This is a genomic window from Robertmurraya massiliosenegalensis JC6, from assembly GCF_000311725.1.
GTDB lineage: Bacteria > Bacillota > Bacilli > Bacillales > Cytobacillaceae > Robertmurraya > Robertmurraya massiliosenegalensis.
The window spans coordinates 302,443-322,304 of sequence record NZ_HE978512.1; the positions used below are offsets into that span (position 1 = coordinate 302,443).

17 protein-coding genes, 1 pseudogene and 1 riboswitch are annotated in these 19,862 nt (G+C 35.8%); of the genes and pseudogenes, 8 read left to right on the forward strand and 10 right to left on the reverse strand.

The window, feature by feature from the left end; all coding sequences use genetic code 11:
- Positions 1-41: 41 nt before the first annotated feature.
- From BMSHG_RS07725 to BMSHG_RS07745, 5 genes are all read right to left on the reverse strand, one after another.
- The gene (locus BMSHG_RS07725; protein WP_019153867.1) at positions 42-575 is read right to left on the reverse strand and encodes a hypothetical protein; all 534 of its coding nucleotides are present in this window, start codon (positions 573-575) and stop codon (positions 42-44) included.
- A 13-nt stretch (positions 576-588) separates the two neighbouring features.
- Positions 589-2,274: a serine/threonine protein kinase gene (locus BMSHG_RS07730; RefSeq protein WP_019153868.1), complete on the reverse strand. Its 1,686-nt coding sequence runs from the start codon at positions 2,272-2,274 to the stop codon at positions 589-591.
- 15 nt (positions 2,275-2,289) lie between these two features.
- On the reverse strand, positions 2,290-3,057 hold the full coding sequence (locus tag BMSHG_RS07735; RefSeq protein WP_019153869.1) for a PP2C family protein-serine/threonine phosphatase: 768 nt from the start codon (positions 3,055-3,057) through the stop codon (positions 2,290-2,292).
- A gap of 331 nt (positions 3,058-3,388) precedes the next feature.
- Positions 3,389-4,075 carry a response regulator transcription factor gene (locus BMSHG_RS07740; RefSeq protein WP_019153870.1) on the reverse strand — a complete coding sequence of 229 codons (687 nt, stop codon included), beginning with the start codon at positions 4,073-4,075 and terminating at the stop codon, positions 3,389-3,391.
- A 29-nt stretch (positions 4,076-4,104) separates the two neighbouring features.
- Positions 4,105-5,244, reverse strand: coding sequence for a sensor histidine kinase (locus BMSHG_RS07745; RefSeq protein WP_019153871.1), 1,140 nt, complete (start codon positions 5,242-5,244; stop codon positions 4,105-4,107).
- 502 nt (positions 5,245-5,746) lie between these two features.
- Between BMSHG_RS07745 and BMSHG_RS07750 the strand changes: the two genes are divergently transcribed.
- The 3 genes and pseudogenes from BMSHG_RS07750 to BMSHG_RS28000 form a co-directional block, all read left to right on the forward strand.
- Complete coding sequence (locus BMSHG_RS07750) at positions 5,747-6,382, forward strand: YigZ family protein (protein ID WP_019153872.1); 636 nt, start codon at positions 5,747-5,749, stop codon at positions 6,380-6,382.
- A gap of 257 nt (positions 6,383-6,639) precedes the next feature.
- On the forward strand, positions 6,640-7,692 hold the full coding sequence (locus BMSHG_RS25930; protein WP_019153873.1) for an LCP family protein: 1,053 nt from the start codon (positions 6,640-6,642) through the stop codon (positions 7,690-7,692).
- A gap of 896 nt (positions 7,693-8,588) precedes the next feature.
- Positions 8,589-8,913 (forward strand): annotated as a pseudogene (locus tag BMSHG_RS28000) (IS5/IS1182 family transposase); the annotation flags it as partial.
- 439 nt (positions 8,914-9,352) lie between these two features.
- On the opposite strand, the gene BMSHG_RS07760 reads toward BMSHG_RS28000, so the two are convergent.
- Positions 9,353-10,519: a nucleotide sugar dehydrogenase gene (locus BMSHG_RS07760; RefSeq protein ID WP_019153874.1), complete on the reverse strand. Its 1,167-nt coding sequence runs from the start codon at positions 10,517-10,519 to the stop codon at positions 9,353-9,355.
- 702 nt (positions 10,520-11,221) lie between these two features.
- Here BMSHG_RS07760 and tagU point away from each other — a divergent pair.
- Positions 11,222-12,151 (forward strand): polyisoprenyl-teichoic acid--peptidoglycan teichoic acid transferase TagU, encoded by a 930-nt coding sequence (gene tagU, locus BMSHG_RS07765; protein WP_019153875.1) that lies wholly within the window; start codon positions 11,222-11,224, stop codon positions 12,149-12,151.
- A 68-nt stretch (positions 12,152-12,219) separates the two neighbouring features.
- Here tagU and BMSHG_RS07770 read toward each other — a convergent pair whose 3' ends face one another.
- Both BMSHG_RS07770 and BMSHG_RS07775 read right to left on the reverse strand, forming a co-directional pair.
- Positions 12,220-13,047 (reverse strand): tetratricopeptide repeat protein, encoded by an 828-nt coding sequence (locus tag BMSHG_RS07770; RefSeq protein ID WP_019153876.1) that lies wholly within the window; start codon positions 13,045-13,047, stop codon positions 12,220-12,222.
- A 298-nt stretch (positions 13,048-13,345) separates the two neighbouring features.
- Positions 13,346-13,555 carry a hypothetical protein gene (locus BMSHG_RS07775; protein ID WP_019153877.1) on the reverse strand — a complete coding sequence of 70 codons (210 nt, stop codon included), beginning with the start codon at positions 13,553-13,555 and terminating at the stop codon, positions 13,346-13,348.
- 54 nt (positions 13,556-13,609) lie between these two features.
- Positions 13,610-13,693, reverse strand: a riboswitch (cyclic di-GMP riboswitch).
- Positions 13,694-14,124: 431 nt separating this feature from the next.
- On the opposite strand from BMSHG_RS07775, the gene BMSHG_RS07780 reads away from it, so the two are divergent.
- From BMSHG_RS07780 to BMSHG_RS07795, 3 genes are all read left to right on the forward strand, one after another.
- Positions 14,125-14,784: a hypothetical protein gene (locus BMSHG_RS07780; RefSeq protein ID WP_019153878.1), complete on the forward strand. Its 660-nt coding sequence runs from the start codon at positions 14,125-14,127 to the stop codon at positions 14,782-14,784.
- Positions 14,785-15,022: 238 nt separating this feature from the next.
- Positions 15,023-15,520: a sigma-70 family RNA polymerase sigma factor gene (locus BMSHG_RS07790; protein ID WP_019153880.1), complete on the forward strand. Its 498-nt coding sequence runs from the start codon at positions 15,023-15,025 to the stop codon at positions 15,518-15,520.
- A gap of 463 nt (positions 15,521-15,983) precedes the next feature.
- Positions 15,984-16,574: a hypothetical protein gene (locus BMSHG_RS07795; protein WP_019153881.1), complete on the forward strand. Its 591-nt coding sequence runs from the start codon at positions 15,984-15,986 to the stop codon at positions 16,572-16,574.
- Positions 16,575-16,680: 106 nt separating this feature from the next.
- Here BMSHG_RS07795 and BMSHG_RS25935 read toward each other — a convergent pair whose 3' ends face one another.
- The gene (locus BMSHG_RS25935; protein WP_019153882.1) at positions 16,681-17,928 is read right to left on the reverse strand and encodes a CapA family protein; all 1,248 of its coding nucleotides are present in this window, start codon (positions 17,926-17,928) and stop codon (positions 16,681-16,683) included.
- Positions 17,915-18,694, reverse strand: a complete 780-nt coding sequence (locus tag BMSHG_RS07805; protein ID WP_019153883.1) for a M15 family metallopeptidase — start codon at positions 18,692-18,694, stop codon at positions 17,915-17,917. Before BMSHG_RS07805 ends, BMSHG_RS25935 begins: the two co-directional genes overlap by 14 nt.
- 635 nt (positions 18,695-19,329) lie before the next feature.
- Between BMSHG_RS07805 and BMSHG_RS25940 the strand changes: the two genes are divergently transcribed.
- Positions 19,330-19,862, forward strand: a 533-nt coding sequence (locus tag BMSHG_RS25940; RefSeq protein ID WP_019153884.1) for an MEDS domain-containing protein, incomplete at its 3' end; no start/stop codon positions are given.

Consider the following 19,862-nt stretch of genomic DNA (forward strand, 5'->3'; position numbering starts at 1 on the left):
ATTTTCCTTTCTAGCGTCCATAAAATCATATGACTATTTCCTTACTTGATGACTTCATTCGAATGAGTAACTTTGATGTCCTTCACTTTTTTAAATCCAACGGCCGGTATAGCTATATCCTCATCTGAATCGGATAATACCGTCGTACCCGGTTTGTCATTTGAAAGTTCCGATGTATCATTCAACCATTCCGTTGCTGCTATCTCTTTTGATAATACTTCTGTGTCTTCTGATAGAATGACAGTGGCATCTAAATCCTCTAAAATTTCAGTCTCATCAATTATTTCTGTAGGACCCAAGGGTGGCTGAGACGACTCCTCCGTTTTCTCGAGACGATCCCGAGTTAATTGCTTCGATAATAATCCTTTAAAAGCGTTAGGCTGCAACCGCTTATTACCGGTCATTTTGTTCATTTCTCGTAATTCCGCTATTTGTCTGGCTGCTGTTCTCCCCGTTAAATCCCCAATAATCGCAAGTATGTTCATCTTAAAAAACAGGATGATCGTGACAATTAGTAAGATACCTGCCAGGGAATATCCAATGATGGAGATCGTAAGCCAAGTTGCTGCATCCATTCGAATCCCCCTATTACTTTCTAAATGCATTATCAACAGCTTTTTCTGTATTACCAAAGCGATCGATCACATCATTTTTGATTTGCTCCGTTTTCTCCGTCGTAACGGCAACATCATTGGTCCTTTTCTTTACAGATTCTATAACAGAACGAATATCCTCTTCCTCGACGCCATCTGATTTAAACTTTCTAGCATAGGTCTCGATAGAATAGATGGTTAACTTATATAGTTCTAGTTTTACAATTTCACTTTCATTGGGATTATTATCAATCAGCTCTAACATCACTTTAATATTTTCCCAATAGGGACTATATTTCCCTTGATCAGAGGCTTCCTCAATATGAAGGGTGATTTCTTGATTGAACTTCCCTATATCACGATATACTGTAGCCATTTCGTAATACTCACTTTCAGCACTTCCGTACGTAATGGCATCTTCAAACCATTGAACCGAACTTTTCACGCGTGTGATTTGGTTGTCATTGTCTGGAGTTTTTCCATAATCGTAGTAATACCAATATATTTTTCCAATTTCGAAGGCAAGATCAGCATAATCTGGATTTTCACGAAATCCCACTAGGTGAGGGTTGATTTTTTTCTGGAATTGCTCTTCTTCCTCTACGGTAAAAGCTAAATCATTTTTGAATGCATTCAGTAATCCTTCATAAGCTAGGTTCTCTGTTGGTTTAATATCAATCGCTCTTAAGTAATAGTCAATCTTATTTTCGTCAGTAGAAGCTTTCTCCGCCATTTGGATATTGTTATGATAATCCGCATTATTGGTTTGATTTTTCATCGCTTGGCCCGTGATTCCTACACCTAAGCTTAATAATGCAGCTCCAGCAACAATACTAAAGGCACGAAGTTTTGATTTTTGCTTTGCTCGATATTCGTCATCCACTTTTTCATAATGATTTAGTGCATAGAGCACTTCAGCACAGGATTGATAGCGATCTTCTGGATTTAGTTGAGTGCATTTTTGAATAATCTTCTCTAATCCACTCGATAACTGTGGATCCCATTCTCTAATTAAACGCAATTCATATGGTGGCTCTGCTGGATTATGCCCCGTTACAAGGTGATACAAAGTAACACCTAGACAGTACACATCGGTCCTCGGATCCGTCTGTCCTTTGCCACCGAATTGTTCAGGCGCTGCATATCCTTTTGTCCCTAAATTGACGGTATCAGCTAGATTCTCTTGCTTATATTCTCTAGCAATCCCGAAGTCTATTAATTTAAGATTCCCATCCGGCTTCATCATAATATTGGCCGGTTTCATATCACGATAAATAATTGGCGGATCATATGTATGTAAATAATCGAGCACTTCACAAAGCTGTTTTGCCCATTCAATGACGACTTCTTGAGGTTGTGCACCATATGCCTCTAAAATTTTGTCGAGCGGCTCACCTTCAATGTAGTCCATAATCACATAAATCACATCTGTATGTTCTATGATGTCTACAATACGCGGCAAAGAAGGATGATCAAGCTTTTTAATCATATGTGCTTCAGCTATCGCACTTTGGATGACCACTTCGTTCCGTTCATCTCTTCCTCTTTTAACAATCTCTTTTACCGCCCACTGCTTGTTCAAGCGTTTGTCCATGGCTAAGTACACCTTTGACATACCGCCTTCACCAATCAGTTTCAATATTTCGAATTTACCTTCTATAACAGAGCCTATTGAAGCCAAGTCCAATCCCCATCCTTACAAAATTTTAATAAGCATAACGCTGATGTTATCCGTTTCCTGCCTTTGCTTATTAAGTTCCACCAGTTCTTTCGCTTTTTCTTCCATCACGGTTTCATTGCCTAACACTTGTGGAGAAAGCGCATCATACATTTCATCTTCCGTGATCATGTGACGAAAACCGTCCGAACAGAGCATATATACTTCACCAGGAACAGCTGTACCTTGTATAAATTGCGGTTCCACAATTTTTGATGCGCCGATACATTGCAAAAGGACATTTCTCCTCGGATCTGACTTGGCTTGTTCTGTAGTTAACTTCCCACTTCTGACATCTCTTCCTACAACGGTTTGATCTTCTGTTAGAACTTCAAGCTTGTGCTGAATCCGATATACTCTTGAATCTCCAACATGACCAATCAGCATAAACTTTGTATCTATGAACAATAACGCTGTCCATGTTGTACCTAGCTTTACATTGATTTCCTTTCCATAGGCCCCAATTTTCTGATTCTGATCCTGAATCATTTGATTCCAGCGATGCTGAATCTTATTTACTTCATTTTTTGCAAGATAAATCGGAAGCTCCTCGTCAAACCACTTAGAAAAAGCATTAACGACACTTGCACTGGCTACTTCCCCCTTCGAAAGCCCGCCCATGCCGTCACAAATTACGGCTAAAACAATTGTTCCAATAGAAGTTTCAGCAACCTTTAAACATAAGCTGTCTTGATTGGTTTCTTTTGTAATGCCAACATCTGTACAAGTTGCGGTTAATACTTTCATCCTCTAACCTTCCTTATTATGTAAAAAATAATCAACCTTTTACCTCATACACAAGGTATGCAAAATTTGTATATTAATAACTAATTTTCAATAATCAACATCCGCCCATAGGTCTAAATAAGAAAAGGGAGTTGCTTCCATAATTTCCTATTGTTTAGTAACATCTTACAACAGTTGACAATTAATTGTCGATTATATTTCTATAAACACTAGGAATATACAACTAATTACCCATCATCACTTATAGGTATATAGCACTTTAGTATGTATTGAAATACAAAAAAGCGCCGACAGATTGCGGCGCTTAAAGAAAACAATATAATCTATTAAATTATCTTACCTCTACCCAACCATTCTTAATGGCTTCTACAACAGCTTGAGTTCGATCATTTACATTCATTTTTTGAAGGATATTACTTACATGGTTTTTAACAGTTTTTTCACTAATAAATAGGGCTTCACCAATTCCACGGTTGCTTTTTCCGTCAGCAAGTAGTTGAAGCACTTCACATTCACGTCGAGTCAAGAGGTGAAGTGGGCGACGAATTTCAACTTGTGATTGGTAGCCACCACCATTTCCTCCTACTTCTACTGCTAATCTACGATATTCTTTTACTAGATTATGAGTGACTTTAGGATGGAGATAGGAACCACCATCTGCCACGACCTTGACTGCCTCAATTAGGGCATCAGCGTCCATTTCCTTTAAAAGATAACCAGTTGCACCAGTTTTCAATGCATGCTGTACATAGCTTTCATCATCATGGATCGATAAAATAATAACCTTTGTTGTTGGGTATTTCTCAATTAATTGACGTGTTGCTTCAACCCCGTTTACATTTGGCATATTAATATCCATGATCACAACATCTGGTTGGTGAGTTTCTACTAAATTGATCGCTTCTGCACCATCATCGCCTTCAGCAACAACCTCAAATGTTTTTTCAAAATCAAGAATCCTCTTTACGCCTTCTCTAAATAATTGATGGTCATCAATAATGATAATCTTCGTAATCATGCGTGTTCGCCTCCCCAATAATCTCTCTATTATTTTTTTAATGGAACTTGAATAAGAATGGCTGTACCTGTTCCAATCTTTGAGTTGATCGTGATTTTTCCTTCCAACAATTCCACTCTTTCTCTCATACCAATAATTCCAAAAGACTCTGGTTTTCTCTCATCTATATCAAAGCCTTGTCCATTGTCTTTTACTAAAACAGTTATATATTCTTTCCCTATTTCCAATTTCACTTTAATTTCATTTGCATCAGCATGCTTTAAAGCATTTTGCACAGACTCCTGTATGAGACGAAAAAGCGCAACCTCATATTTCGTCGGGAGTCGCTTTTCTTCCCCAACATTCACATAAGAGATCTTCGTTGTATTATGATATTCTTCGATGGTTTGTAAATACTTTTTGAGGGTCGGTGCTAATCCCAAATCGTCAAGAGCCATCGGACGCAAGTCATAGATAATACGGCGAACCTCATATAACGCATTTCTGACCATTTTCTTAAGGTTTTTGACTTCAGTCAATGCTTCATCGGCCCCGTATTCCTTATAGACTCTTTCGATTAAATCTGAACGCATCATGACATTTGCCATCATTTGCGCTGGGCCATCATGAATTTCGCGGGATAGACGCTTCCGCTCCTCTTCCTGTGCCTCGATAATCTTCAATCCAAAGTCCTGCTTCAGCTTGGCATCCTGCAATGCTTCTCCAACCTGTTTCAAATCACTCATTAAATAATTCATCACGACTGTGATTTGCGAAACAAGATGCTCTGCCCTTTCAATCGTCCTTGTAAGACCGACAAGCCTCCGTTCAATATCATCCCTTCGATCACGAAGTTGTTTCTCCGCCTGTCGATTCAATGTGAGATCCATTTGAATTTGATGAGCCTTCTCATACGCTTCTCTTACTTGAACTTCAGTATAGTCCTTAAAATGCATACTTACTTCCGAAAGATGCCTTCTTGCAGCACGCGATTTAATTTCTAACGAATCGCCCTCTTCAATGATTTGGCCAACCATTCTTCGCACATCTCTTAATTCCTCGACTAAGGAATCATAGTCCCCTCGACATTGCTCACCAATGCGAAAAATCTCATCCTTACTATCTCCAACGGTTTCCACCATTTTGTCCAAAATCAAATCAAGAGTTTTTGTATCGAATTTTTTTATCATAAACTAATTCCTCCAAGTGAAGCAAAAACCCTCTACAATTTGAAAATTTTTTTATAATACTCCATCAGTCATTATAAAAATTGATCAGTTTACAATATTTTACCTTGAATTAGGAAAAGTTACTATCTTTCTAACTTGAAAATGTTCAAAAACTGTCAAAAAATCGTTATAAAGGAGGAGAATAGTTTATAATTAATATTACTTTTTACCTATCATTCCACAATTTACTGATGCTGCAATCGATATTTACAACATATTTCTGTAAGAGTTTATTATTTCGAGATATCTTTCCGCGTGTTTCATTATATCATGACAAAAAGTCAGCACTGTTAAAGTTTCATTACAGAGAGATGTTAATTTGAAACAAAGCATCTTGTCGAATTATAATGGAATTGTCGAATTTTTTTATATACCACAATTACGGTTACTTACCATACTTTTCAACTTAATTAAAAGTGTGCCCCAATACGAAATTGATTAAACTAAGAAAAGGAGTGATCTCATGCTCCCAAGCTATTTGACTGTTAAGGGATACGGAGAAAATGAAATAATTATTGATAAATCTCGATTTATCGCACATATATCAAGAGCAAATACAGAGGAAGAAGCCCAGGAATTTATTCAGACGATAAAAAAACAGCACTGGAACGCTACCCATAATTGTTCTGCTTATTTAATTGGAGAACATGACCAAATTCAAAAAGCTAATGACGATGGTGAACCAAGCGGTACGGCTGGTGTCCCCATTCTTGAGGTATTGAAAAAGCGGCACCTGAAGGATACAGTCGTCGTAATCACCCGTTATTTTGGCGGAATCAAGCTTGGAGCTGGCGGCCTCATTCGTGCATATGGGAAAGCAACATCAGAAGGCATAAACGCAACAGGCGTCGTTGAACGAAAGCTGATGAAGGTCATGCATACGAATGTCGACTACACTTGGCTTGGGAAGCTTGAAAATGAATTGAGATCATCCATCTATACAGTGAAAGAAATCCACTATCTAGATGCTGTCGAAATCGAAACTTATGTCGAAGAAAGTCAAGCCGATATCTTCAGAGCATGGATGATTGAATTAACGAATGGACAGTGTAAGGTTTGGGAAGGGGACGTTTTGTATTTGGAGGAAGATGCAAAATAAATCGGAGTTTTAGCTCTATAAATTGGTACACAAACTGTCCTTACCAGCATATGGGTCTTTAGTTATAAGTATCTATTTTACTAATCACGTAAAAAATAGTAAAATAAAACAGTATTTGTTTTTATTTTTTTAATATGAATGAAGATAAATGAAAAAGCAGACACTATGATACATTTTAATATTACAGTAAAATTGTTAGGCGTTTATTAATTTAAAATAAATTTTTTAAAAGTCAAAATTGATAAAGGATGACGATGATGTCTAAATCTAGACAATATATAAGGCAAAACAAAAGCAAGTTGAGAAGAAGAAGAGTATTCACATGGATTTTATTACCTATCTTATTATTAGGTTTTGGATTAACTTCTTACGGAATATTTCTATATAATAAAGCCGAATCAGTAATGGGTGACTCCTATAAACCTTTAGACAGAGATACGAGTCGAGTTGCAGCGGCTGATACAAAGGTTGAGAACACTTCAATCCTCATCATTGGTGTAGATGATAGTGCTACGCGAGGATTTAATAATTCTTCACGTTCAGATGCTCTTATGGTTGCTACGTTTAACGAGAAAGCAAATTCTATTAAACTTTTAAGCATTCCAAGAGATTCTTATGTTTATGTACCAAAGCTTGGTTATAAAGATAAAATCACTCATGCCCATGCACATGGTGGACCTGCCACAACAATCGAAACCGTAGAAGGATTACTCGATATCCCAATCGATTTTTATGTAAAAGTTAACTTCAATGCTTTTATTGACATTGTTGATGCACTTGGTGGTATTGAGGTTGAAGTTCCTTATACATTCTCGGAACAAAATTCAAAAGATGAGGCAAACGCGATTACTTTAGAAGAAGGACTTCAACAATTAGATGGGGAAGAAGCTCTCGCCCTAGCACGTACTCGAAAGCTAGATAGCGATATTGAACGTGGAAAGAGACAACAAGAAATTCTTAAATCAATTATTAGCAAGTCTATTTCTGCAAGTTCATTTACTAAGTACGCTAATGTTATTGAAGCAGTCGGAGCTAACATGGAAACTGATTTATCATTTAATCAAATGAAGTCCTTCTTTAATTACGCTACAGCAGGAACTTCATTAGACATCGAAAACCTTAATCTTAAAGGTCAAGACTTGTGGATCCCAAATAGTAAAGGTAACCGTATTTATTACTACGAAATTGATGAGCCAAACCTTATCGAAATAAAATCAACATTAAAGGCCCACCTAGAACTTGGAACCTCAAGCTACGGTCAAAACGAAGACGACCATGATGAAATCATTGAGCAAGCACATGGTCAGTGACAATAATGAATAGAAACAGAAGAAACAAAACAGACTTAACTTGTTTTGTTTCTTCTGTTTTGTTATTTCTCATAGTTCTTACTAAATTCAAATTGACATTTTTTCACAATTCTCATTTGATTTAATTTGGTACCTTTAGATAGCTTCTAATAAAAAATACTCCGAATACTGTAAACATGAAATATATAAATACCTTTTCGGTACGCACGACAAATAGCCAACTATCTTAAGAAATTTTAAGTAGTTGGCTATTTGTACATGTCAATTGGATATTTTTCTACCAAGGCATGTAATTATATAAAGTTTCTCATTGGGAACAGAACGGTAAATTGGGAAGAATCGTAAAAATTTTAACCGAGTATTGATAAAAATCGACGCTGTTTCTGTTTCACTTAGACAAATGGTGTTCGCTTTTTCACCGGTTTCAGTAACAGAGAAAAGCCAATTTTTTTGTTTGTTCACATTTGGGCGAATCGCATTTTCTACTTCTAATCAATAGATTATCCTGAGCTTTGGAAGAAAGCTGCATAATTACATTTATGTTACTGTTCGAGTAAGAGAAATTATGGGAATCAATTTCTTACGGAAAACATCTTGATAAAATCCCTAAGGTTTGTGATTATCGCTCCTCATAATATTCCTTGTTCAAATTACCCAACTGAAAAAGAGGTGAATCTATGGATCAAACAAATTAATGGGTTTCTACACGAAGTATTAAGGTTGCATATGCAAGAGGAATACAGATAGAGGCGTTAAAAACATGCTCAGACTTATTTACTGCTAGTGTCCTATTCAAATAAAGTAGATCAACTGAAATACTGTGAATCACTTGGACAAGCATTTGTTATGGAACGTTATGGATCATCTTTTGATTCTCGCAGAGGTAATAACAGGTAAGCACAATAGATCCCGAATGCGATTTTATTACCCGTAATAACAAGCAAGAAATGTTCTGTTATCTTGATCATTGGACCACCAACATGAAGATCAATATTATTACGTACGTGTATGTAACAACAGAAAATGTTCATGATTCGGTCCCTTATCTTAGTCGTCTCTGGATCGTCATATAAAGCAAAAGCATTATGGATTTACGATGGAATCTGTGGCCTTGGATTCAGGTTATCTTACTAATCCTCTCGTAAAGGGCTGTCTGACCGAAACATATTTGGTGTCATTCCCCATAGAAGATATCTCTCTACAAGAGGTTTATTTCCTAAATAAATATTCACATACGAGAGTGGAGGAAATTTATACATTTGTCCCAATGATCAAGAGTGCTAATTTTCCTGACCACAAACCGAAAAAGTAATAAAGAGTAATGTTGCGAATACTGTTAAATTCAGAAAAAAACAGAGCGAAGCTTCGCAGATTCTAAGAGCCGCATTGGCTTCGCTACTGTTGGTTACAGGGTAAAGAATCCGCCTTCTATCGGAGATTTTCATGTTGCTAACCAAGCTAGAATATGCACATGGTAATATTTTTTAACTAGTATTTGATTAATTTGTAGACTCGATGAATTCAAATCTGAAGAGATGAAGTCCCAAAAAAACTTTCTCTACATTCTGAACGTCAATACCTATAATAGGTATGTCCTTTTATAAAGTTTATCAAATTTACTAAAAACATACCAGCAGGCAAACCCCCTATTTGGATTTCTTTAGTCCCTAGTGAATAGATCACGAGTATAGACTTTTTCTGCTACTTCTTTTAATTCATCTGACAAACGATTCGCCACAATCACATCACTTATCTTTTTAAACTCTTCAAAGTCATTAACAACTCTAGAATTATAGAATGTTTCTTCATGAAGTGCTGGTTCAAATACAACAACTTCAATCCCTTTAGCTTTGATTCGTTTCATAACACCTTGAATAGCTGACTGCCTAAAGTTATCAGAATCCATTTTCATAGTAAGACGATAAATTCCGACTACTTTTGGATTCCTCTTAAGAATCATTTCGGCAACGTGCTCTTTTCTTGTCCTATTAGCTTCAACAATGGCTGTCATAATACTATTCGGCACATCTGAATAATTTGCTAATAGCTGCTTTGTATCTTTTGGTAAGCAATAACCTCCATACCCAAAGGATGGATTGTTATAGTGACTTCCTATACGTGGATCAAGACCAATACCATCAATGATTTGTTTCGAATCTAGACCCCTTACTTCTGCATAAGAGTCTAGTTCGTTAAAGAAGGCAACTCTCATGGCAAGATAAGTATTTGCAAAAAGCTTAATGGCCTCTGCTTCAGTTGAATTCGTAAATAAGACAGGAATATCTTCTTTAAGCGCTCCTTGAACGAGCAAGTCAGCAAACACTTTTGCTCTTTCAGACTGCTCTCCAACAATTATTCTTGAAGGATAAAGGTTATCATATAAAGCTTTTCCTTCCCTTAAGAACTCTGGAGAGAAAACGATATTATTTGATTTATATTTTTTTCTTATGTTCTCAGTATAGCCAACTGGAACTGTAGATTTAATAACCATTATTGCATCTGGATTTACAGATAAAACATTACTTATAACAGCTTCAACAGAACTTGTGTTAAAATAGTTCATTTCAGGGTCATAGTTTGTCGGAGTTGAGATAATTACATATTCTGCACCCTTATATGCCTTAACATAATCGGTAGTTGCAGATAAATTTAATTCTTTTGATGCTAGATAATTCTCAATTTCGTTATCAATAATAGGAGACATCTTATTGTTAATCATGTCTACCTTTTCTTGAATGATATCGAGAGCAACAACATCATTATGCTGCGCTAACAAAATTGCATTGGATAAGCCAACATAGCCAGTACCAGCTATTGTTATTTTCATTTAAGCTCTCTCCTTTATAAATATTTACGTTATTTTTACAATTCATGACAGATTATAGCCTCATAAAGCAACATTTCGAGACATATACTTTCTTTTAACCTTACCAAAGGGGTACTTACTGCCTCCCTCAAAAAATATCCAATTCTAATTTAACATATTAACTTTAACTCATTAGTACCCTAATTCTCATGTTCTAGTTTATAACAATAGTAATGGGGGGTTCAAGTCATTAGGTGGTCTATTTTATGATCATTGTGATGAAATTAGTGATCTCAATATGGCTGTCACACTCGTGCAGTTACTCGGGCTTCTTCAAGATTTCCAAAAAGAGAGTACCAAAAAAAGTTCATTCAAAGTCAACTACAACACTAGATTGCTGGCTTACCTAATTATATCAAGGCCTACCTGCCTAATTCAATGTGCTAAAGTTGAGTTACTTAAAAATCAACTATAACAATGGATTGCAGGTCTGCCTAGTTATATCAGAGCTTACCTGCCTAATTTGGTATGCGAAAGTTGAGTAAATAACAATAACTTATGCATAATTTTTGGGGAATATTGATGATACAAATACTTTCAACTTAAACCGATTCAGTAAAGTACCGTTTTATATATTCGATAAAAAAATCATAGGTTATTTTGTAGTAATTTGATACTATATAGATAATTATATCAATTTGGGGCTCTGGAGGTCTTTATTTTATGAGGGTAGATAAAGCGAAAAAGAAAAAACGCAAATGGTTGCGTATTACCGGTATTACATTACTCGTGTTACTGATTGGAATAGGGGCTTATGTTTTCACCATATATAAATCATTAACAAACGCAGTAGACACAATGCATCAACCTATTTCACGTGAAATTTCAGACAAGCGTACTGATAAAGTTAATTTTGGAAACCAAGAACCTTTTTCAGCCCTTTTGTTAGGGGTAGACCAAAGAGAGGGAGATAAAGGTCGTTCAGATACTATTATTGTATTAACTGTCAATCCTGAACTAAAATCCGTAAAAATGTTAAGTATCCCTCGTGATACAAGAACAGAAATTATCGGAAGAGGAACTCAGGATAAAATTAATCATGCTTACGCTTTTGGAAATGAAGAGATGTCTATGGCAACCGTCGAGAATTTCCTAGATATCCCAATTGATTACTATATTAAAGTGAACATGGAAGGATTTCAGGATATTGTTGAGGCAGTTGGCGGTATCACCGTTAATAACGCAATTAGCTTCACACAGGATGGCCATCAATTCAAAGAGGGACAACTTGATCTCAACGGGAAAGAAGCTTTATCTTTTGTAAGAATGAGAAAAAATGATCCTCAAGGTGACTTCGGTCGTCAAGAAAGACAAAGACAAGTAATTCGTGGTGTACTTAATAAAGGAGCAAGTTTCAACTCTTTAACTAGATTCGATGATATCTTTGGAGCATTAGGAAAAAATGTTAGAACTAATATGACTTTTGACGAAATGATGGATATCCAAAAGAATTATAAAGAAGCTAGACATAATATTGATCAACTTCAGCTAAAAGGAAAAGGCGATAACATAAATGGAATTTACTACCAAATTATCTCGGATGAAGAGAAACAACCAGTTATTGCTGAACTGAAAGAACACCTAGAGCTATAATTAATATAAAAAAATCTAGCAGAGGGGGATTTCTGCTAGATCTTTTTATTCTTCAAGGGTAAAGCTTTTTAATTCATTAAATCATACCATTCCCCAGAATTCTTATTTACTCTATACCATCCCAATGTTGCAGTATGGCTTACTTCACCTTCATTTTTAATTATATCATATACATGAATAATGAAATCATCACCGTCTTCGTGGTCAAATTGAACATAGGTCGCTGCAGGAATTTTTAAGGCTTCTCGGATGATTCTCTCAGCTTCTTCTATGCTCACACCTTGCTTTGTTACATTTTCTCCCTCTTCGACGGAGTCATCATCTTCATCTTTAGAACTGTTACTATTATTTTGAGATGATTTTTTTTCTTGTTTTGTTTTATCCAATTCTTCTGCAGCTTGCTTTACAAGAGCTTGTATCCTATGATTGCTTGAATCAACCAATTCAATTTCATCGTAAATGGCAACAGCTTTATCATATTCGTTTTCTTTACGATGATTACTTGCTTCTCCCATCTTAGCTTCCAAATCTGTATACAGCGCATACAACTTTTCTGAGTCTTGTTTCAATTGGACAATTTTCTCTTTTACAGAATCATAAGCTTTTCCCTTTTTACCTATATTTTCGATTTCATCAAGTAAACCTAATACATATTCCCACTTACCCTCATCAAAAGCAGTTTCCGCTTCAAGCATCATTCTCGCAATTTCTTTTCCTTGTTCAGTTTCTTCTGTATTTTTTGCTTCATAGGCTTCTTCAAAATAGTTTTTTGCATCCTCATATTTTCCCTGTTCAAGTGATTGATAGCCGTTATTTATAGCTGTATCATATCCTTTATTTGTACAACCTGCTAATAGTACGATGATCAAAACCATCCATTTTGCCCATTTATTCATGGTGACTCCTCCTCGTTTAAATCTCTTCTACTAATTCTAGCATTTTATATAGAAAATCACTAACTGATCTAAATAACATCACTTTTTCACATATATACACATACTTGATCCATTCCATAAAAAATAGTCCCATTCATATAAGAATCGGACTACTAACCATGGATATTCAATTTCGATCTTATAATCGCAATACACTTTTTTATATCGAAAATAAAAGTACATATAAAAAACTTATTAAGTCAATGAGATTGCAACTTTCTTCGCTATTAGTATTGTTTATTTATAGCACTGTCCTCTTTTAAACAGTTTCACGCCGCAGTTTCAATTCATCCTTGGTATTTTCAACAACCTTATTAACTGCTGAACATGCCTTTAGACCATGGTAAATAACTTTTGCTTGCAAATCAGCCTTTAAATTTACACAGAGAGCATCCTTAAGCAAGCGCTCGTTATATCTTTGTAAAAAAATATGATACTTGTAAGTCAAATTTTTATAAATACGAAACACAGCGAACCCTCCTTATATTTCACATAAACCGACAGAGTTCTCTTGAAAATCGCTTTCGGAAACTGGCTGGCCTAGACTTATTCCTTAGCCCCTATAGTTTTGCGTCACCATTTTTCAATGATTTTGCCATTTCGTACGATTTATGTGTCCTTAATTAATAAAATAGCACGAAATAAATGTTTGGTAAGAGTCTTTAGTCCCGCCTTTAACAAGAAAATTATTCTAATCCCTACAATTACGTTACCAAAGAGGGATAAAAGTGCGCATTCCAAATTTCCTACTGTATACTAAAAGCTCAAGAAGACAGTATTTATACAATATATAACTTAAATTTCTCCTAATGGAAAAACACTAGTAATAAATATTTACAATAGAGATGTTTTGAGAAAATACTACTTCTCAGATTGATACGTCAGGTATAATAAAAAAAATCACATCGTACGAATTGATTTAGCGGAATGGACTGTCCAAGTACTTTCAGCTTTTTTCCCCATTTTGTTTATGAAAGCGTAACCTTCCCTCTTTAAATTCGTCTAAAAAGATAGAAATTTAAACAAGGGGGTGCTATTGTGAACAAGAAAAATGTATTGATCTTTTCCCTCCTCTCAATCTTAGGATTGATAGTCAATCTCCAAAGTGGAGCGGCTGAATTGGAACAGCCACTCGAGGAAATGACGATAGAATGGGAAGAAGCTGGAATCGATCCCAATCATACAGATGCAATCGAAAAGATCCGCATCTATATAGATGAATATGCATCCGACATTTTCTCTAGTCTTCATATTAATCGAGAAGAAAAACCATTAGGCGTGATTGTCCTTTCTTTTACAGAAGAACCACCAGCAGAAATAAAAAAAGGGATTGACGCACTAGTACAGGATCCAACAGAGATTTCTTTTAGAGTTGTACCGTATACAGAAGAAGAATTGATGGACAAACAAAGTGAAATTGATAAAGCCGTTTTTGAAGAAAAAATATTTCAGGACAAAGGGATTTCTGTTTACCATACTTCGACTGATATTCTAAATAGTAAAGTAGAAATTGGCATCTCTCCTTTTAATGAAGAAACAGTCCAACAAGTCCGTGATTACTTTGAAGATGAACTAATCCAGGTTGTTGAAGGTCACGAAGTTCAAACCTTGACTGAGGAAACGGAATCAGCAGATGAAGCAAAGAAAGGTTTCTTTGCCAAAATTCTCTCCTTCTTTTCTAGCTTATTCGGACGTTAACTAATTCCCACCTGCTTGCAGGGGGATTTTTTTATTTCTGCTTAATTCATATAAAAATTCATTTATTCTCCGGTGATTCAACATAGTTCACTAAATAAATACTTGAAAAATCAAATTTCACCCCCTTTTCCTTCATAAATAGTCATTTTAAGCAATTCGACCATACCCAGTATTCTCGCTATGTTTAAGTTACCTAGGAATACTTGTGGCAAGCGCGCTTTCCTGAAAGGGAAAAATTTTGAAGGATTTTTATGAATTAGAAGAGCAGTATAGAGCGATGATTTGGAAAATTATTCACTCACTCAATATCTACAAATATCAACAAGAGTTCTATCAAACAGGTCTTATTGCCCTTTGGCAAGCCAGTGAACGCTTTAATTGTGAGAAAGGCAGCTTCACCAGCTATGCCTATGCGTACATTCGTGGTCGGATATTGACAGAATTAACAAAACGGAATCATCACGAAGAGAACTGCGTGATACCCGATGAAGAATATTGGAATTTGCTTCAGGATGACTCCAGTCAAATTCCATTAGAAAAGGAAAATCTTCTTACCTATTGCACCGATTTAACCGATCATCAAAAGAAGTGGGTTCTTTACACAGCACTAGCAGATCTCTCCATTAGAGAAATTGCTGAGGTGGAGAATGTATCTGTATCGGCTGTTAAGGCGTGGAGAAAAGGAGCCCGCGCGAAGTTAATTGAAGGTTTCAAGAGTATGAGACATATAAGGTAACTCCTTGATTGGAATGTAGATTTATCTATAAATATATAACTTACCACTTAATAAGATACCCCAACAGTTAAATAGTAGTGTTAACTGTTAATCTTATTTTAAAAATAATTAAGGGAATTCCACTAACATTGTCATGACAAATATATCCTACTTTTTTTATTTGGAGGTGTTTCGATATTTTATGAAACGCCTCTTTTTCTTGACTTCATCAATATCATTTCCCAGTATTCTACAAATTAAGATAAATCTCACCAAATTTTTCAGTTAATATGTTATTATTTTCATAGAAGTGTACTTTTTATAGTAAAAAGGATACAGATGAATATAGTAAGATTGCCCTTTAATCCAAAACAACTTCTGTTCAAAACAGCGATGTACTCGTCTAGTACTCATCGTTTTCGCTAGGAGAGTATGGTGTTCGCTTACATATAGCTATAACATTTCGTGAAAGGAAGTAGTAGTCATGCATAGAAAGTTATATTCTTTAATAGGATTGTTAATATTATTTATAGTGGGGTGCAGCAATGTAGATGACACTGATCGTAACACAGTACAGGCCTCGACAAATTCTGGGGAGAGCATTGAAAGAGAAGTAGAGTTAAACGACGTTATGAATGACGCAAATAAAAACGGTGGCTCTAAATCTCCAAAAATGATTGAGCATATTGAGATGAATATTCCTGAATCTTTTATTGTCGAAGATAAAAATAATGGATTTATAGGTTTGGTAGGGATTGAGGAAAATGAAGGGATAGGCTTTGGAGTCGGAATTTCCCACGAGAATGTAACGGTTGCTCCTTCAATTATTGAAGATTTACTTTATAAAGACGGAGCTGAAGTAATAGAAGAAATAAATGTAAATAAATATCCAGGCTTAGAAGACGCCTATCATTCTATAAAGGCTACGACCAATAATCAGGTAGAATACGCACTGTATAAGAGAAATGGCGATAAAGTTATAACCCTCGGCGGGAAAATTGACAATGAGATTTACAATGAAAAAATGGAAGCAAAATTATTAGAGATTATGAGTTCTATGAATATTACAAATTAAAAATGTGAAATTTTTGCTTTCATTATCAAAACATCAAGGACCAATTTTATTAAATTGGTCCTTGATGTTTTTTTGTAAAATAGAAGTAACATCGCCTACATATATATTAAAATGGAGTTCCTTCCATCTTAGCCACTGTCTCATCCATAGAGCGCTGCATTCGAGGTTTAAATTCGTCAATTATTTCACTACTGTTCAAGAAGTTTTCAATAGGGAGGATTCGGTAAGTAAATTTAGATTGCCCTTCTTCCATATTCCGATATACCCAAGTTGGAACGTAATTGACTTGTTCAATCGTCGTCTCATTTGTTTCGTTATTTTTCCGAATATCGAATTTGACGATGACCCCATCCTCAGTAAGTTCATTTTTACTACTAAGTGTTTCCATCCTTTGATTGGATATGAAATTACCCATAGAATAAATGACAAAAGATTTTTGCTCCCCCACTTCGATATACTCTGACTTTTGAATAACATGAGGGTGGCTACCCAGTATAATATTGACCCCTTCTTGTGCCATCAGTTCAGCATATTCAATTTGCTTTTCACTAGGATTTTCCTCATACTCGTTACCCCAGTGCATAAAAGCCATAATAAGGTCAGCACCTGAATCTTTTGCTTCCTGTATGTCTTGGATAACTTTATCTTTATCCATCATGTTGATCATGTCATTTAACTCATCTGGTGCATATTGAGTCCCGACACTATTAATCATCTCGGTATAAGATAGAATCGCAATCTTAATTCCTTTGACTTCCTTTATCAAGATCCTTGATTCTGGTTTTTTACTATAAGTCCCAACGGTCTCGAGACCTTTTGTGTTAATCACTTCAACTGTTCTCTTTAACCCTTTACTTCCTGTATCCAAACTATGGTTATTCGCTGTTGTGAGGACATCAAAGCCAGCATGTTGAATCGCATCTATTACCTCGTCTGGTGAATTAAAAACAGGATATCCAGTATAAGGTTGAGCGTCTCCTGCTGTAGTTGTTTCAAAATTGGCTATCGCCAAATCTGCAGTACTTATGATGTTCTTCACATCTTCAAAGACTGATTTAAAGTCGTATGAGTTGCTACCTTCATCATAACCACTCTTTAGCTGTGTATCATGAAACATGATATCCCCTGCAGCCGCAATTTGAATCTCTGTATATGGGTTTTCTTCAATTATCTCCGATTCACTCGTATTCGTTTCATTCGGTTCGTCGACTTTCGCTGATTCGGGCTTATTTTCGGCCTTTGCTTGTGCAAGTCCTAGAAGCATAAAAGATACCCCGCCTATGAGACCAATTCCTATCACGAAATAGATAAGTGACTTCATTCGGTTGGTTCCCTTACTTCTAGACGCCCTCATACTCATTTCCCTCCTGTTCTAGGTATTCTTCATAAGTTAATCCACTCTCATAAACTTTTGTTGCAAGTTCTACTCCCAAATAACGAATATGCCACGGTTCATAAATATAACCAGTTATATCTTCTTTATCTTGTGGATATCGAATGATAAATCCATATTCATGACCATGCTCACGAAGCCACACACCTTCTGTAGTTTCACCAAAACTCTCATCTAACTGGAAATTAACACTTTCACTCGTTACATCCATGGCAAGCCCTGTTTGATGCTCACTTTGTCCCGGCTCCGCACTGAAACGGGCAGCTGCTTCTTTTCCATGGTTCTCCACATAACTATTAAATAGTTGATTTTGTGTTTGATAGGAACGATATCCAGAACGGGCATATAAATAAATATCCGATTTCTTTGCATCCTCAAACATTGCTTTCAAGGCATCAGCAGCAACTTTCCTTAGCTGATTGACTTCTGGGTTTTCTAACACAGTGGGAACGTCTAACTTCACAAGATCGGTAGGTTCATATATTTCCCCTACACTATTTTGCTTATTAACAAGAGCTGTAATAGTTGGATCTTGATTTTCTTTCTCCACATCTTTATCTCCTTTTGTAGAATCAGCTGATTTATCTATCTGTTCAGCAGGCGTATTTACTTCAGAATCATCCTGTTTTTCTACGGATGAACCAGCCTTCTCTGAAGAATCTGAGCAGGCAGTTAATCCTATGGCAAGTGTACCTACAACAAGGATGCCAATTAATTTATTTTTCATTGGTTCATCAACTCCTTAAAAATATGAGTTTTCTAGTATCTCAAACTAGTATTGTGCATTTCAATGTCATCACTTAGGACAACATAAACAAAGTTCAACTGGTTTTAGAGTCCTTCATTCCAGTAATTAACTACTTCCATAATCCTAGAGATATTAACGTAAAAAGTATTGAAGTAGTCGTGAATAATTATATCAGAATTAAGGGTGTCAAAATAGAGAGAAATATGTAGAGATTAAATGAAATACGTAAAACAAGTGGAAAATTTGTAGAATAATGTAAAAATAGTGTAATTTATCGGGGGGTCCTACTCCCATTTTGTTTAGTGTTAAAAAGAGGATCTCACGCAAATTTTTAGAGCAATCTGAAGCACTACAGAGAATTTAGCTTCAGGTTGCTTATGTATTGTGTTAAATCTCTATAGCCTCTACATAGTAAGTTATCAATTTACTTAAAACAGACGATCATCTATAATTTTTATATAATAAAAATGCTCCTTAATTCCGATGTAAATAATCTGAATAATTCATCTATTGACCGAATGATAGAAAGAGAGAGACAGGCATTTTCTAGCTTGGCTAAAGCTGCTCTACTCATATTCAAGTGAGACAAACATCCCCATGAAAGGAGAAACTCCATGACTGTTTTTGATCCGATTACTTCATTGATTAACAATCCTACTTTAATGGAAAATGGTGGACATATTTTGTATATGTTTACTGATGAGGATATGTATGTAGGGAATGCTGTCCAGTATATTTATGAGGGTATCCAGAAGGAAGCCGTCATTTTTTTAATGGAAACGGAAGGAATGATCGAAAGAATTAAGAGGGAACTAGTCAAAATGAGGGTCAGTGACCTTCAACTTCATTCTATTATCGGGATTGATAGCCATGAGTTTTATTTAGATGGGCATCACTTTAATCATACGGGGGCTGGAATAGAATTGATGGCACTCGTACAACCGTATCTTGATCAAGGTTGTCATGTCCGCACTTGGGGGCAGGTTCCTTTTCCTCGTGAAGATCCACTTGAGCATTTAATCACGTATGAATGTTCATGCGATGAATTTATCAATGCAAATAGAGTGATTTCAGTTTGTTGTTATAATGGGCTATCCACTCCCGCCTTTATGCAAAATGAATTATTGAAAACCCACACCCACTTTAT

What these genes read in the sequence shown, in the direction of transcription:
- BMSHG_RS07805 (WP_019153883.1), bottom strand. Translation starts at nt 18,694, where the DNA reads ATGAAAAATAAATTAATTGGCATCCTTGTTGTAGGTACACTTGCCATA.
- BMSHG_RS07740 (WP_019153870.1), bottom strand. Translation starts at nt 4,075, where the DNA reads ATGATTACGAAGATTATCATTATTGATGACCATCAATTATTTAGAGAA.
- BMSHG_RS07795 (WP_019153881.1), top strand. Translation starts at nt 15,984, where the DNA reads ATGCATAGAAAGTTATATTCTTTAATAGGATTGTTAATATTATTTATA.
- BMSHG_RS07725 (WP_019153867.1), bottom strand. Translation starts at nt 575, where the DNA reads ATGGATGCAGCAACTTGGCTTACGATCTCCATCATTGGATATTCCCTG.
- BMSHG_RS25930 (WP_019153873.1), top strand. Translation starts at nt 6,640, where the DNA reads ATGTCTAAATCTAGACAATATATAAGGCAAAACAAAAGCAAGTTGAGA.
- BMSHG_RS07745 (WP_019153871.1), bottom strand. Translation starts at nt 5,244, where the DNA reads ATGATAAAAAAATTCGATACAAAAACTCTTGATTTGATTTTGGACAAA.
- BMSHG_RS07750 (WP_019153872.1), top strand. Translation starts at nt 5,747, where the DNA reads ATGCTCCCAAGCTATTTGACTGTTAAGGGATACGGAGAAAATGAAATA.
- BMSHG_RS07760 (WP_019153874.1), bottom strand. Translation starts at nt 10,519, where the DNA reads ATGAAAATAACAATAGCTGGTACTGGCTATGTTGGCTTATCCAATGCA.
- tagU (WP_019153875.1), top strand. Translation starts at nt 11,222, where the DNA reads ATGAGGGTAGATAAAGCGAAAAAGAAAAAACGCAAATGGTTGCGTATT.
- BMSHG_RS25935 (WP_019153882.1), bottom strand. Translation starts at nt 17,928, where the DNA reads ATGAGGGCGTCTAGAAGTAAGGGAACCAACCGAATGAAGTCACTTATC.
- BMSHG_RS07735 (WP_019153869.1), bottom strand. Translation starts at nt 3,057, where the DNA reads ATGAAAGTATTAACCGCAACTTGTACAGATGTTGGCATTACAAAAGAA.
- BMSHG_RS07770 (WP_019153876.1), bottom strand. Translation starts at nt 13,047, where the DNA reads ATGAATAAATGGGCAAAATGGATGGTTTTGATCATCGTACTATTAGCA.